The sequence below is a fragment of the Oceanobacillus polygoni genome, from assembly GCF_008304605.1.
Lineage (GTDB): Bacteria > Bacillota > Bacilli > Bacillales > Amphibacillaceae > Oceanobacillus > Oceanobacillus polygoni.
Window position 1 is genome coordinate 191,419 of sequence record NZ_PIJY01000024.1, and the last position, 13,998, is coordinate 205,416.

A 13,998-nucleotide genomic window follows, 5' to 3' on the forward strand; every position below is an offset into this window, starting at 1 on the left:
GTGTTGCTTTTAGGTTAAGATTAAAAAAACATTTTCAAATACTTGAAGTGGTACAAACCTTTCTTTTTAGTACCACTCCGTATTTGACCTCACTTTCATCCCACGTCTAAAGACAGTGGGCTTTCTCGTTCGGAAAATCTGTAAACAATCTTTTTTTACATTTGATTGTTTATTCGTGAATAGGATGTTATGGTAGACTGTTACTGAAAGTAGTGTCATTTTATGATAAACTTTATTTTGGATATCTCACATGATTAACCTTCATTAATGAATGATATATGTTCGTATTTTGATGATAGAAGAGAGGAAGATGAGTATGATTACAAGAAAAAGCAAACGTGAAATTGAGCAAATGCAAGCTGCGGGTGATGTACTTGTTGCATGTCATAAAGCGATAGCTGGAATGATAAAACCAGGGGTTACAACAATGGAAATTAATAACTTCGTTGAAGAATTCCTTGCTGAGCGGGGTGCCACACCTGAGCAAAAAGGGTATAACGGTTATCCTTATGCGATTTGTGCATCGATTAATGATGAAATATGCCATGGCTTTCCGAGAGAGGAACAGCTAAAAGATGGTGATATCGTTACAATCGATATGGTTGTAAATCTTAATGGTGGATTAGCTGATTCTGCGTGGACATATGCAGTTGGAGAAGTTGATGGGGTAGGGAAGCGCCTCATGGAAGTGACCAAATCAGCACTATATAAAGGGATTGAACAAGCACAGGTAGGTAAGCGTATTGGAGATATTGGACATGCAATTCAAACCTATGCAGAAGCAGAAGGCTTTTCTGTTGTTCGTGATTTCACTGGGCATGGAATTGGACCAACAATCCACGAAGATCCGCATATCCCTCATTTCGGCTTACCTAATAAAGGATTACGCCTTAAAGAAGGTATGGTGATTACCATTGAACCGATGATTAATGAAGGCAGCTGGGAAAGTCAAATGGATGAGAATAACTGGACAGCACGAACCATTGATAAAGGACGTTCTGCGCAGTATGAGCATACGATTGTAATTACAAAGAATGGACCACTCTTAACTACGGATCAAGATAAGGAATAATACGTTACGGGGAGAGGACTGCTATATGCGTGTCGTATCTATCTGTCCAAGCAATACGGAAGTTTTAGCATATTTGGGCAAACTCGATGTATTAGTTGGTGTCGATGATTATTCAGATTGGCCGACTACTGTATTAGATTTACCGAAAGTTGGACCTGATCTTTCGATTAACATGGACAAAGTAGAAGCATTGCAACCAGACCTTGTATTAGCATCTCTAAGTGTTCCTGGCATGGAGAAGAATATCGAAGAACTAGTTGCTAGGAAGATCCCATATATTGTTTTGAATCCCAATTCTTTAGAGGAAATAGCAAATGATATTCAAGTAGTTGGAGAAGCTCTTCATGAAAAAATGCTTGGGGATGAAAAAGCTGAGGAATTCCTTGCAGAAGTCAAAACTCTTAAAGATAAAGCAGTCGAACGGAAATATATACCATCAATATATTGGGAATGGTGGCCAAAGCCAGTATTTACTCCAGGTCGTGTAAATTGGCTTACAGAAATAAGTCAATTAGCGGGAGCAGAAAATATCTTTGCAACTGAAAATGTTGCTAGCTATCAAACAGACTGGGAAGATGTTAGAAAAAGAGATCCAGACCATATTTGCATGGTTTGGGTAGGGGTTAAAGAAGAAAAAATGCGACCAGAACTGGTGAAAAAGCGACCAGGCTGGAATGAAATGAAAGCAATTTGCAATGGCAATATTCATGTTTTGGAAGAATCGCTTTTTTGTAGACCTTCACCAAGGTTGCTTGAAGGCTTGAGAAAGTTATCAAAAATAGTATGAGGCTTTTCCATTTTGGAAAGACCTCATACTATTTTTTGAATCGGATAATCCGTAAATCCATGCCCTAGAAAACGAGCACTCACTGAATGTAACCTAGCGTCCAAGATACCGCATTTTTATCGGAGCTATCGCTTTGGGGTATGCAGATGCCAGCATGCTAGGTACGCTACTTGTGTTCAAACACTTGCCAATAATATTAGCTTACTTTTTCAATTTTGCTGTGTTTGCGCCAAATAAGACCGTAATAATTGGGCTAAGTAGGCAGAAGAACGCGAATGGCAGATAATCAAGAACAGATACACCAAGTACATTTGCGATAAATACACCACAAACACTCCATGGAACGAGTGGATTAATCACGGTACCTGCATCCTCTAATGCTCGAGAAAGGGCTTTTTTAGACAGACCAGCTTTTTCATAAACTGTTTTAAACGTTTCTCCAGTAAGCAAAATGGATAAATATTGTTCACCAATCAAGACGTTGACACCAATTGCCGTAGCAGCAGTCGCAGCGATAATGGAACGAGCTTTTCGTAATTTTTCCTGAAAAGCTGCTAGCATCGTCGGAATAATTCCTGTTACAAACAATAAACCACCAAAGCTTAAAGCTAAAATAACAAGAGAAATCGTGAAAAGCATGCTATTAATGCCGCCTTTTGATAACAAATCGTTAACAGGCTCAAAATTAGTAGTTCCTGTATAACCATTAAACCAAAACGCCCAAATTTCTGACCAAGTATGTTCACTCGTTATTCGGGCTAAAAATGTTGCCACCAAACTGCTTACGGTTAATGCAATAAAAGCCTGGACTTTAAAAATCGTACAAACTACGAGAACAATTAATGGAATCCATGACAAGCCGTGAATCAAACCAGAAGCTTGTAACGCCTCACGATAAGATGTGACACTTTGTAACGTCGTACTTTGTTCTGGTGATAATAAAACAAATAAAATAAATGAAATGATAAAAGCCGGAATCGTTGTTAAACTAATATGCTTAATATGCTCGAATAAATCCACTCCAACGATGCTTGAAGCAAGATTGGTTGTATCAGATAGCGGCGACATTTTATCACCGAAGAAAGCGCCAGAAACGATTGCTCCTGCTGTAATAGCTAAGGAAGCTTCCATTGCCCCCGCCATTCCGATAAATGCTACCCCGACTGTTGCGGTTGTTGTTAGGGAACTACCGAGCGTTACTCCAATAATTGCCGTGACAGCAAAGACAATCCCATAAAACCAAGTTCCTCCAATAATCGTGAATCCGGCATTAATTAATGCCGGAATTGTTCCGCTAACCATCCAACTGCTAATTAGAACACCAATTAGAAAGAATAAAAAGACAGCTCCCATTCCTGATTGGGCACCTGAAATCATCGCACCTTGGAGATCTTTAAACGTGATACGTTTAAGTAAACCATATGCAACAAGAATAAAAATACCAAGTAAAATAGGGATATGTGGCACAGCTTCTAATACAATGATAAAGTAGCTGATTAAACCGACGATAAGTATAAAAAAGAAAATAGCTTCGATGAATGAAGGATGATGCTTTGGGTTAATTGGAATCATGATGTTTTCCTCCTTTTGAAATAGAACAAAAGCGCAAGCGCCCGGTTAGCGACGTACGGACTGCGCCCCGAACTTTGGGGTGGTTCGACTTGTCGAACATTCCTACGTAGGAGATAAAGGAAACACGACGACCGCAGGGAGTCGATGTTGACTTTCACCGCAAGGGTATAAGTGCGACTAGGCCTCATGTCTTAGCCAATCGGCAAGTCTTCTTTATCGTACGGAGGTGAGGGAAGTCTCGCTAGTCGTTGGGCGCTGGAGCTGGACGTGGCTGTTTAGGTAACTAAGTTAAGTTATCCACAGCATTCAAACTTTATAGTTTCCTTAATAAAAAAAGCCCCGCCCCTAAAATAGGGACGAAGCTATACTCCGCGTTACCACCCTGATTGGTGAATTTAAATTCACCCTCTCATTGTATGCAATCCGTTGATCAGAAACATGCTAGTGTGCAGCACGTATTCAGTCAGGATTTGTAATTCAACTATTTTCCGCCAAAGCTTGCACCAACCGCCTTGTCTCTTTCCCTGCTAGAAAATAATCTACTTCGAATCCTAGGATAATTTACGTCATTCTATTATGATAATATGACTATACATGCTTCATTCTTCATTTGTCAATAACCCTCTTTTTAGATAGAATCCTTTCATTTTATAAAAAATTCAGTTATAATAAAAAGAATTTTACTACGAGGGGGATTGTGAGAAATTTTGTCAAAAGAGGCACAGCATTCATCTACTTCTATACATATGATTCGTAAAGGTTTTGCTACTGGGTTTCCAATAATTCTCGGGTACTTACCAGTAGCAATTACATATGGAGTTTTAGCAAAGCAGGCAGGAATGTCATTAACGGAATTAACATTGATGAGCGCCCTGGTATATGCAGGTGCTAGTCAGTTTATGGCAGCAAATATGTTTGCGGTTGGAACAGGGGCGCTTGAAATTATTATTGCTACCTTTGTCCTTAATTTCCGACACTTTGTAATGAGTCTATCATTTATGAACCAGCTTAAAAAAATAAAACTGAAATGGAAAATTCCTTTGGCATTAGGATTGACCGATGAATCGTTTGCCGTTTCAGCAATGAATCCTAAAGAAGCAAACATGAAAAAGGGAGCTCTTTTCTACGGCACGATTATTGCGTGTGCATATCTATCTTGGGTACTCGGTTCCTTGCTAGGTGGTTTACTCGGAGATATCATTCCTGAAAAGCTGAGTCAGAGTATGGGAATTGCCTTATATGCAATGTTTATCGGACTGCTCATACCATCGATTAAACAAGAGAAAAGGGTCGCAATGATTGCAATTGTTGCGATGCTCATCAATGCTCTGTTTGTTCAGCTGGGTATGAGTACAGGTTGGGCAATCGTTGGAGGAACAATTATTGGTGGCTTGAGTGGGATTTATTTGCTGAAGGAGGACCGCAAATGATTATTTTAATGATTATTGGCATGTCTTTAGCTACAATGCTACCAAGGGTTATTCCTGCTTTTATCATTGAAAAAATGCAGTTTCGACCGTGGATTAATAAATGGCTAAGTGCAATACCCTATGCAGCATTAGGAGCTTTGATTTTCCCTGGCATTATGTCTGTTAAACCGGATGAGCCACATCATGGAATTATTGGTGGGCTTGTAGCCATTGTTCTGGCATATCTTGGATTGAATGTTATTTTAGTTGTATTAGGAGCGATTCTTACTGTTTTCTTACTATCATTTTAAAATAAGCTCCTTACCCATAAAAAATAGGCTTAGCATTTTTTTGCTATAGCCTATTTTTCTTGATACGGTTCTATATGGATATGGGCATGTGTAATGCGATGCTTTTTATATAGATAGTCTTCAATTCTTTCTGTAATGTAGTGGCTTTCTGCAACATTCAAGGTTGGATCAACCAAAATGGTAATTTCAATTAATGCTTGATTACCATGGACTCTTCCTTTTACATCAACGACTTCAATGACCTCTGGAACTTTCACAATACTGTTCTTAATCAATTCCAATTCTTCTTCATCGAATCCATCTGTTAGTGTGTGTGTGGCATCTTTAAAGATATCCCATGCTGTTTTGCAAATAATAATTCCGACGACCATACCAGCTAGTGGATCGAGCCAGAAAAGCCCAAATTGTGCACCAAAAATACCGATAAAAGCTCCAATACTTACAAGTGCATCTGAACGATTATCCTGTGCTGCTGCGTTCAATGAACTACTCTCAATTCGTTTAGCAAGCTTAGCGTTATAGCGATATACAAAAAACATAACAACCGCAGAACCTAAAGCAGTCCATGCTGTTAACATACTTGGCTGTGAAGCTTCAGCAGCAATCATACTTTTCAATGTATCGAAAATCACTTGGACACCAATAAACATCATAATAAAGGCTGCAAATAAAGCTGCAACAGTTTCAGCGCGATAATGACCATATCGATGATCCTCATCTGGCGGCTTCCTTGATATCTTTAAACCGATTAACACAGCAATGGAAGCAATCACATCGGTAGTATTATTTAATCCGTCTGCATAGAGTGCAGCAGAGTCTCCAATTGTAGCGATATATAATTTGATAATGGCAAGCGTTATGTACGCAATTATGCTTAGCCATGCTCCTTTTTCTCCCTTTTTCAGGTTTTCTGAATGATTCATTCTAAATGCCTCCACATATAATTGTTACCATTTTACGTAGCTATAACAGTCTATCAAAGGAAGTTATGGTGGGTCTAGAGAAACATTCAAGCATTTGGTTATATGTATTGATGGGCGGGAAGGATGTTTACACAGGGAAAAAATAATTAAAAACAATTAGCCTAAAAAAGTTGATTTTAGTTGAAATTATTCTAAAAATTTAGGATAATAGTAAAAAGGGAACAAAGGGGGCATGTTCCATGAAGAAGGAAAAAATAGTTTATCGATTTTATCGTTATGAAGGTGAAAAGCTGCAAGCAAAAAGAGAAATACCTTATGAATTGAGACTCTTTTCCCGACTGATTTTGGATGAGCTTTGTTTCAACTGGAATAAAAATCGATTAGAAGAAGACATCAATAGCTCCATTGAAAAAGGAAATAAAGAAGAATTTGTTAAAGCAAGTGAAGCATACAGACATTTTATATGGGAATAAAAATTTTTAAGTCTTACCGTTATGGTGAGGCTTTTTCTTGCTGCTTAACTATAAAAAATTTCGAATGCTATGGCAAACTTAGTTTGGAAACATATCCAGCTCGCAGGTTGTGAACCGGGAGATTCTGCTTTTAACCCTCGATGTATTGTTTTTGTAAATTTTACAATCTTGTTATTTCTGAGGTGGAAAAGTTTGGTATGCTAACAAAAGGGGTGAGAATTGATGGAAAATAAAAAGAAAATACAACGTAGCTGGATGCTATATGATTTTGGTAATTCAGCATTTGCAACAACAATAATGGCAGCGGTACTTCCTGTTTATTATTCGAGCGTAGCGGCTTCTGGTTTAGAAGACGGATTAGCTACTAGTTATTGGGGCTATTCACAGTCCATTTCTGTTTTAGTCGTTGCTATTCTAGCACCAATTTTAGGTGCTATTAGCGATTTCTCTGCAGCCAAGAAAAAATTTCTTCAGTTTTTTGCATTTATGGGTATTGTTGCTAGTATCTTATTGTTTTTTGTTGGTGAAGGAGACTATATATTAGCCTCTGTACTATTTATTGTTGGTTCTATCGGATTTTCTGGTGCGAATGTGTTCTATGATGGATTTCTTCCTGAAGTTGCAACGAAAGACGAGATTGATCGTGTTTCATCAGGTGGTTTTGCCTACGGATACATCGGTGGGGGAATTTTATTAGCGATTAACGTTCTTATGATTTTAAACCCTGGTTGGTTCGGACTTCCAGATACGGAAATGGCTACTCGAGCTGCTTTTGTCACAGTGGGGATCTGGTGGTTAGTCTTCTCGATTCCACTCATTAAAAACATACGGGAAGAAAAAAAAGTTGATGTAAAACGCGACAGGTCGTATGTTGCTATTGGTTTTTCTCGCGTAGGAAATACATTTAAAGAAATGAAGCAATATAAGCAGTTACTTATTTTCTTATTGGCCTTCTGGCTTTATAATGACGGAATATCAACGATTATTCGGATGGCTACAGTCTATGGAAGTGAAATTGGAATAGCACAGAATGATTTGATTGTAGCATTATTAATTACACAATTTGTCGGTATTCCTTTTACATTTTTCTTTGGCTGGTTAGCTTCCGTAATAACAGCAAAAAGAGCATTGAATATTACTTTATTCGTCTACCTTGGTATTGTAATCATTGGATACTTTATGACCTCTGCATTACATTTTTATATTCTGGCTATTGTAGTTGGAATGGTCCAAGGTGGTGCACAATCATTGAGCCGCTCCATTTTTGGTCGGATGGTTCCAGCAAACAAACACGCTGAGTTCTTTGGTTTTTATGGAATATCCTCTAAGTTTGCAGCTGTCATTGGGCCATTTGTATTTGCCTTTGTAGGTCAAATAACAGGAAACAGCAGACTTGGAATTGTCTCGCTTATCGTTTTCTTTATTGCAGGTATTATTATTCTGCGATTTGTTGATGTTGAAAAAGGAATGCGAGATGCGGAACGATTAACAAATCCTAAAGGAGAAGTAGAGGTAAAACCGAAGTAAAAGCATTTCGGTCGAACTTATTTTATAGCTAGCGAACAAAAATAAAGCTCGGATTAAACAAGCTATTGTTTAATGCCGAGCTATATATAATCCAGCTAACAGTTGAATTTATTAGTGCGAAAGAGAATAGTAAATATTTAAAATGAAATATTAGCGGGATTAAACAATTGGATCACTATATTTATTTTCAAGTTTTAGATTTAACGGTTTACCAGTATCATAAGAAATATTATCAATTAGTTCGGTTAACCGTTGTTCGGAAAAGTCATCACTGTTTTGCCAATAGTTTTGCAGATGTGACAAAATTTCAATTCCTTCTACTCGAGCTTTATCGTATAGCTCAATAAAACTTTGGTTTGAAGCTTCATTTGTTGCAGGATGGTGCCAGGTTGTATGATCTAAATTTAAGTAATCCATTTTATTTTTTATTGGCTGATGCGAATAGGATGAAATCAATGAGCGAAGCATGAAGTTTTTCCAACCATAAGGATCTGTAAGTATCTTCAATGCAAGCAGCATATCTCGATATGCTTTTTGAATATATTCAGATGAATTTCGGTTTAAGTCTGGATAATGGTTGCTAATCGCATCATGAAGCAACTCTCGTACTTCGATATTTAGGGTCCTGCCAACATCTAATTCCTTATATACAGGCGTTTTCCACGTTTTTAATTTATGGTATTTTTCCATCATTAACGTATCAATAATGATTTCTAGCTTTTGATGATTACTTCCCTCATAGCCAGCACGATAATGTATATATGGATGTGTATTACGATCAAGGATATGGTGAGTGATAAATCCAGTAACAAAGGCTTTTACTTCACTACATTGATCCTTTGCTCTCCGAATCAAATCCATTAGGAAATCGCCACAGCGTTCCGTATGAAGTGTCATACCGACTTCATGGACAGGTTCATCCTTTATCCATGGCCAGAAGTTATAATAGAAAAATGGATCTGGACCTTGAGCGCCTAGTTTCATATAAGGCTCATATTGTGAAAATGGGTAAGGCTGTTTGACAGAATCAATCACATCTTCGCAGAATAAAATATGTGTCCATGTATTTGGCATAGCGACATCCTCCTTCTTGAAGTATTAGGAAAACCTTTAGGACTGTGAAAAGTATGAAGTTTTCCTTAAATTACAGCTATGTAACGTATTATATCGAAATATCAGTAGTTGGTGGTCTGTAGAGTAGTACAATTTTGTGTCATTACATATTTTTTCCAGGGTTGAGGTTCGTGTTTTGTATTCTAAATGATTAATAATGCGAGATACATGGTGTGCTATACTATAAAAAAAATAAGGGTGATAGGATAGATGAATCAAATGAAGCGGCTTTCCGATAATATAGCAGAAGATATTTTGTCGATGATTATGATTGAAGAAAGGTTTTCTCCAGGTGATAAACTTCCAAACGAAATTGAATTATCAGCGGAACTTCATATTAGCAGAACAACATTGCGTGAAGCGATTCGAATATTAGTTACCAATGGTATATTAGAAATTAAGCGGGGCAGAGGGACATTTGTAAAAAAAGATATTGATTTTAGCCAAACCATGCAATCGTTGAATGATCTATCAAATGCGAGAATAAATGCGAAAGATTTGTATGAAATGCGCCTAATCTTTGAACCAGAAGCTGCCTATTATGCGGCCATACGAGCTAGTGATGTCGAGTTGAGCCGCATATTAGAATATGGAAAGCAAATCGAACAAAAAATTAACCGTGGTGAGGATCGAACGGATGTCGAACAGAAGTTTCATAAAGCGATAGCGAAGGCTACCCATAATGAATTTATCGACAAGCTGATGCCGGTAATTTTCCAAGCGATTGATAAAGGTGTTCAATTGTCTCAAAAAAATGAGCAGGCCGTGAAAGACACGCTAAATGACCATAAGATGATCATGGAATTTATGGAAGCTCGGAATCCTGAGGGAGCGAGAAGTGCAATGAAAGTTCATATTTTACATGCAATGAAAGATTTAAAAATTGAATAAAAATTTTTTAGAGGAAGTTCAAAAAGTCCGGTGAAAATGACGCTTCTAAAGCAGGAGAATTTCGACCAACTGCCGGCATGTCTTGTGTTGAACATGGAAGTCACTACATCTTGTGCAAGCCCGGTACAGGGAACTTCTTCGCACAAGACGTGTTAGTGTCGGTGCCCGAAAAATGACATTTTGAATTTAGCCGACCTAGGTCCTTATCATCCTCCTTTTGGACACACACTTTAAATATATTAATTATTTCACTTGTCCTACAACTCTATTGACAGCAGACAACTTTGGATTTAAAATAGATTTAAAATTAAAAATTATGGATGTGTATTCAGAATGAGAAGTGATATGATTAAAATTGGAGTCGATCGTGCTCCACACCGTAGTCTTTTGTATGCAACAGGAAAAGTAAAACCTAAAGATTTTGAGAAGCCTTTTATTGGTGTTTGTAACTCGTATATTGATATTATTCCTGGTCATGTTCATTTACGAGAGTTTGCAGACGTCGTAAAAGAAGCGATTATTGAAGCAGGTGGTATTCCGTTTGAGTTCAATACAATTGGTGTAGATGACGGGATTGCTATGGGACATATTGGAATGCGTTATTCCTTACCGAGTCGTGAACTTATTGCTGACTCTGCTGAAACGGTAATTAATGCGCACTGGTTTGATGGTGTGTTTTATATTCCGAATTGCGACAAAATTACACCGGGTATGCTTATGGCTGCTGCTCGTACGAATGTTCCTTCTGTTTTTGTATCAGGTGGACCAATGGAAGCGGGTATAAGTGCAACAGGGAAACAAATTTCTTTAACATCTGTATTTGAAGGTGTCGGTGCCCACAAATCTGGACAAATGTCTTCAGAAGAGTTATTAGATATTGAACAGAATGCATGTCCAACATGTGGCTCGTGCTCTGGTATGTTTACAGCGAATTCAATGAATTGTTTAATGGAAATGCTAGGAGTTGCACTTCCTGGTAATGGTACAATCGTTGCCACAAGCGAAAGACGTAAAGAATTAGTACGTGAAGCAGCCAAACAATTAGTTCGTATGATTAAAGAAGATGTTAAACCACGCGATATCATCACAAAAGAAGCAATTGATGATGCATTTGCACTTGATATGGCAATGGGCGGGTCGACAAATACAGTACTTCATACATTGGCGATTGCGCATGAAGCAGGAATTGAGTACGACTTAGAAGATATAAATAAAGTTGCAGAAAGAGTCCCGTATTTAGCAAAAATTATGCCTGCATCTGATCTTTCCATGGATGATATCAATAAAGCTGGTGGAGTAGAAGCAATTATTAATGAACTAACAAAAATCCCTGGGGCAATTCATCCAGAAAGAATTACTGTTACTGGTAAAACGATGGGTGACCTTGTGAATGATCATCACATCAAAAATCCAGAAGTGATTCGTACGAAAGACAATCCATACAGTCCAGTAGGTGGTCTATCTGTATTATATGGAAATATTGCGCCAGAAGGTTCCGTGATTAAAGTAGGTGCAGTGGATCCATCGATTAAAACATTTACTGGTGAAGCAATTGTCTTCGAATCACAAGATGAGGCCCAAGAAGCGATTGATGATGGAACAGTACAAGCAGGTCATGTTGTAGTTATCCGTTATGAAGGACCAAAAGGTGGACCAGGCATGCCAGAAATGCTTGCACCAACGTCGGCCATTATGGGACGTGGACTTGGAACGAAGGTTGCACTCATTACAGATGGTCGCTTTAGTGGTGCATCTCGTGGTATTTCAATTGGTCATATTTCACCAGAAGCAGCTGAAGGTGGTCCAATTGCTTTGATTGAAAATGGTGATTTGATTGAAATTGACTTACCAAGCCGGACAATGAATGTGAACGTTTCGGATGAAGACTTAGCAGAACGACGTAAAGGCTTAAAACCATTCGAGCCAAAAATTAAAACTGGATGGTTAGCAAGGTATTCCAAGCTTGTTACAAATGCATCTAAAGGCGGCATTATGAGTATATAATTAAATATATACCCCTTTCTAACTTGTTGAGAGAGGGGTATTTCATTTAGAAGTCGTTAATTGCACTAAAAAATAAGTAGATAACTATTAATTTATTTCAAAAATTTGTTACAATAGAGTAGGGTTTGAGTAATACATATTATAGGGAGGAATAAGGATGGATTATCGTGTAGAAAGAGATACAATAGGGGAAATACATGTACCAGCTGACAAATATTGGGGAGCGCAAACGCAACGAAGTAAGGAAAATTTCCCAATCGGTTCGGAGCGTATGCCTGCTGAAATTATTAAAGCGTTTGCAATTTTAAAGAAAAGTGCGGCTAAAGCGAACAGTGATTTAGGTTTATTGGAAAGTCAGAAGGCAGAGGCAATTTCTTATGCTGCTGATCTTGTATTATCTGATGAATTGAATGAACATTTCCCATTAGTTGTATGGCAAACAGGTAGTGGTACACAATCCAATATGAACGTGAATGAAGTTCTAGCATTTGTCGGTAATAAATGGCTTGAAGGAAAAGGAAGCGAGCTTAGACTTCATCCGAATGATGATGTTAATAAATCCCAAAGCTCTAATGATACATATCCAACTGCGATGCACGTAGCATCTGTATTGAGGTTGGAAGATACAGTAATTCCAGCTGTACAACAATTAAAAGCGACTTTTAAAGAAAAAATGGATGCATTTTCAGATATCGTAAAAATTGGACGAACGCATTTACAGGATGCAACACCATTAACACTTGGGCAGGAGATTAGTGGCTGGCATCGCATGCTTGAGAAATCGGAAAAAATGATTGCGGAAAGTACGGATTACTTAAGGGAATTAGCTATTGGTGGTACTGCTGTTGGTACGGGGTTAAATGCACATCCGGAGTTTTCCGAACGTGTTTGTGAGGCAATTAGTTCATATACTGGAAAGAAATTCATTTCTGCACCGAATAAATTCCATGCATTAACAAGTCATGATGAAACAGTTTATGCCCACGGAGCGTTAAAAGCATTAGCTGCAGATATCATGAAGATTGCAAATGATATTCGCTGGTTGGCAAGTGGTCCGCGCTGTGGAATTGGTGAAATTACGATACCTGCGAATGAGCCTGGAAGTTCGATTATGCCAGGGAAAGTAAACCCAACACAAAGTGAAGCTGTTACAATGGTTGTTACACAGGTTATGGGAAATGATGCAGCAATTGGTTTTGCAGCAAGTCAAGGTAATTTCGAACTAAATGTATTTAAACCAGTGATTGCATATAACTTCTTGCAGTCTAGCCAATTATTAGCGGATAGTATCATTTCATTTGATGAACGCTGTGCGGTAGGAATCGAGCCAAATCATGAACAGATTGAAAAATATTTAAATGATTCCTTAATGCTTGTTACGGCACTAAACCCTCATATTGGATATGAAAATGCTGCTAAAATTGCTAAAAAAGCATTCCATGATAATTCAACATTAAAGGCAACAGCAGTTGAGTTAGGATTACTGACAGAAGAAGAATTTGATACGTATGTAGATCCAAAAGAAATGACACATCCGAAATAAGTTAAATAAAAAGCGTGCTGCAGATTGATGCAGCGCGCTTTTTTGTTTAACTGGAAGGAATCCTACAATTTACCAGTAAATAAAAGTTATAAGTTTTTTGATAGTGCAAACAATAGAATTACAGGAGGTGATAAACATGGCTAACAACAGTTCAAATCAATTAGTTGTCCCTGGAGTACAACAAGCTCTTGATCAAATGAAATATGAAATTGCTCAAGAATTTGGAGTTAACTTAGGACCAGACTCAACATCACGTGCGAATGGTTCTGTAGGTGGAGAAATCACAAAACGTCTTGTGCAATCAGCACAACAACAATTGCATTAAGTTTCATAAATATGGATAGAGGAAAGTCTTTCGAGACTTTCCTCTTTA

At 37.9% G+C, this 13,998-nt stretch carries 13 protein-coding genes; 10 read left to right on the plus strand and 3 right to left on the minus strand.

Annotated features, from left to right (window positions below; all coding sequences use genetic code 11):
* Positions 1–316: 316 nt before the first annotated feature.
* Both map and F1560_RS10090 read left to right on the plus strand, forming a co-directional pair.
* Complete coding sequence (gene map / locus F1560_RS10085; RefSeq protein ID WP_149474490.1) at positions 317–1,072, plus strand: type I methionyl aminopeptidase; 756 nt, start codon at positions 317–319, stop codon at positions 1,070–1,072.
* Positions 1,073–1,097: 25 nt separating this feature from the next.
* Positions 1,098–1,859, plus strand: coding sequence for a cobalamin-binding protein (locus tag F1560_RS10090; RefSeq protein ID WP_149474491.1), 762 nt, complete (start codon positions 1,098–1,100; stop codon positions 1,857–1,859).
* Positions 1,860–2,060: 201 nt separating this feature from the next.
* Here the strand turns inward: F1560_RS10090 and nhaC are convergent, their stop codons facing one another.
* Positions 2,061–3,431 (minus strand): Na+/H+ antiporter NhaC, encoded by a 1,371-nt coding sequence (gene nhaC, locus F1560_RS10095; RefSeq protein ID WP_149474492.1) that lies wholly within the window; start codon positions 3,429–3,431, stop codon positions 2,061–2,063.
* Positions 3,432–4,177: 746 nt separating this feature from the next.
* On the opposite strand from nhaC, the gene F1560_RS10100 reads away from it, so the two are divergent.
* A complete protein-coding gene (locus F1560_RS10100) occupies positions 4,178–4,861 on the plus strand; it encodes an AzlC family ABC transporter permease (protein WP_149474760.1) in 684 nt (227 codons plus the stop codon).
* Positions 4,858–5,151 (plus strand): AzlD domain-containing protein, encoded by a 294-nt coding sequence (locus F1560_RS10105; protein ID WP_149474493.1) that lies wholly within the window; start codon positions 4,858–4,860, stop codon positions 5,149–5,151. Before F1560_RS10100 ends, F1560_RS10105 begins: the two co-directional genes overlap by 4 nt.
* A gap of 50 nt (positions 5,152–5,201) precedes the next feature.
* Here the strand turns inward: F1560_RS10105 and F1560_RS10110 are convergent, their stop codons facing one another.
* The gene (locus tag F1560_RS10110) at positions 5,202–6,074 is read right to left on the minus strand and encodes a cation diffusion facilitator family transporter (RefSeq protein WP_149474494.1); all 873 of its coding nucleotides are present in this window, start codon (positions 6,072–6,074) and stop codon (positions 5,202–5,204) included.
* Positions 6,075–6,313: 239 nt separating this feature from the next.
* On the opposite strand from F1560_RS10110, the gene F1560_RS10115 reads away from it, so the two are divergent.
* Positions 6,314–6,547: a hypothetical protein gene (locus F1560_RS10115; protein ID WP_149474495.1), complete on the plus strand. Its 234-nt coding sequence runs from the start codon at positions 6,314–6,316 to the stop codon at positions 6,545–6,547.
* A 222-nt stretch (positions 6,548–6,769) separates the two neighbouring features.
* A complete protein-coding gene (locus F1560_RS10120; protein WP_149474496.1) occupies positions 6,770–8,074 on the plus strand; it encodes an MFS transporter in 1,305 nt (434 codons plus the stop codon).
* A 159-nt stretch (positions 8,075–8,233) separates the two neighbouring features.
* On the opposite strand, the gene F1560_RS10125 is transcribed toward F1560_RS10120, so the two are convergent.
* On the minus strand, positions 8,234–9,148 hold the full coding sequence (locus tag F1560_RS10125) for a zinc dependent phospholipase C family protein (RefSeq protein ID WP_149474497.1): 915 nt from the start codon (positions 9,146–9,148) through the stop codon (positions 8,234–8,236).
* Between the two features lie 249 nt (positions 9,149–9,397).
* Between F1560_RS10125 and F1560_RS10130 the strand changes: the two genes are divergently transcribed.
* From F1560_RS10130 to F1560_RS10145, 4 genes are all read left to right on the plus strand, one after another.
* Positions 9,398–10,078: a FadR/GntR family transcriptional regulator gene (locus F1560_RS10130; RefSeq protein ID WP_149474498.1), complete on the plus strand. Its 681-nt coding sequence runs from the start codon at positions 9,398–9,400 to the stop codon at positions 10,076–10,078.
* A gap of 333 nt (positions 10,079–10,411) precedes the next feature.
* Positions 10,412–12,082 carry a dihydroxy-acid dehydratase gene (ilvD, locus tag F1560_RS10135; RefSeq protein WP_149474499.1) on the plus strand — a complete coding sequence of 557 codons (1,671 nt, stop codon included), beginning with the start codon at positions 10,412–10,414 and terminating at the stop codon, positions 12,080–12,082.
* Positions 12,083–12,239: 157 nt separating this feature from the next.
* Positions 12,240–13,625 carry a class II fumarate hydratase gene (gene fumC / locus F1560_RS10140; protein WP_149474500.1) on the plus strand — a complete coding sequence of 462 codons (1,386 nt, stop codon included), beginning with the start codon at positions 12,240–12,242 and terminating at the stop codon, positions 13,623–13,625.
* 136 nt (positions 13,626–13,761) lie between these two features.
* Complete coding sequence (locus F1560_RS10145; RefSeq protein ID WP_149474501.1) at positions 13,762–13,950, plus strand: alpha/beta-type small acid-soluble spore protein; 189 nt, start codon at positions 13,762–13,764, stop codon at positions 13,948–13,950.
* Positions 13,951–13,998 lie beyond the last annotated feature (48 nt).

Bases quoted from the DNA above. Each gene is read 5' to 3' on its own strand.
- nhaC (WP_149474492.1), bottom strand. From the start codon at position 3,431: ATGATTCCAATTAACCCAAAGCATCATCCTTCATTCATCGAAGCTATT.
- F1560_RS10145 (WP_149474501.1), top strand. From the start codon at position 13,762: ATGGCTAACAACAGTTCAAATCAATTAGTTGTCCCTGGAGTACAACAA.
- F1560_RS10115 (WP_149474495.1), top strand. From the start codon at position 6,314: ATGAAGAAGGAAAAAATAGTTTATCGATTTTATCGTTATGAAGGTGAA.
- F1560_RS10100 (WP_149474760.1), top strand. From the start codon at position 4,178: ATGATTCGTAAAGGTTTTGCTACTGGGTTTCCAATAATTCTCGGGTAC.
- F1560_RS10125 (WP_149474497.1), bottom strand. From the start codon at position 9,148: ATGCCAAATACATGGACACATATTTTATTCTGCGAAGATGTGATTGAT.
- map (WP_149474490.1), top strand. From the start codon at position 317: ATGATTACAAGAAAAAGCAAACGTGAAATTGAGCAAATGCAAGCTGCG.
- F1560_RS10130 (WP_149474498.1), top strand. From the start codon at position 9,398: ATGAATCAAATGAAGCGGCTTTCCGATAATATAGCAGAAGATATTTTG.
- ilvD (WP_149474499.1), top strand. From the start codon at position 10,412: ATGAGAAGTGATATGATTAAAATTGGAGTCGATCGTGCTCCACACCGT.
- F1560_RS10090 (WP_149474491.1), top strand. From the start codon at position 1,098: ATGCGTGTCGTATCTATCTGTCCAAGCAATACGGAAGTTTTAGCATAT.
- F1560_RS10105 (WP_149474493.1), top strand. From the start codon at position 4,858: ATGATTATTTTAATGATTATTGGCATGTCTTTAGCTACAATGCTACCA.
- F1560_RS10120 (WP_149474496.1), top strand. From the start codon at position 6,770: ATGGAAAATAAAAAGAAAATACAACGTAGCTGGATGCTATATGATTTT.
- fumC (WP_149474500.1), top strand. From the start codon at position 12,240: ATGGATTATCGTGTAGAAAGAGATACAATAGGGGAAATACATGTACCA.
- F1560_RS10110 (WP_149474494.1), bottom strand. From the start codon at position 6,074: ATGAATCATTCAGAAAACCTGAAAAAGGGAGAAAAAGGAGCATGGCTA.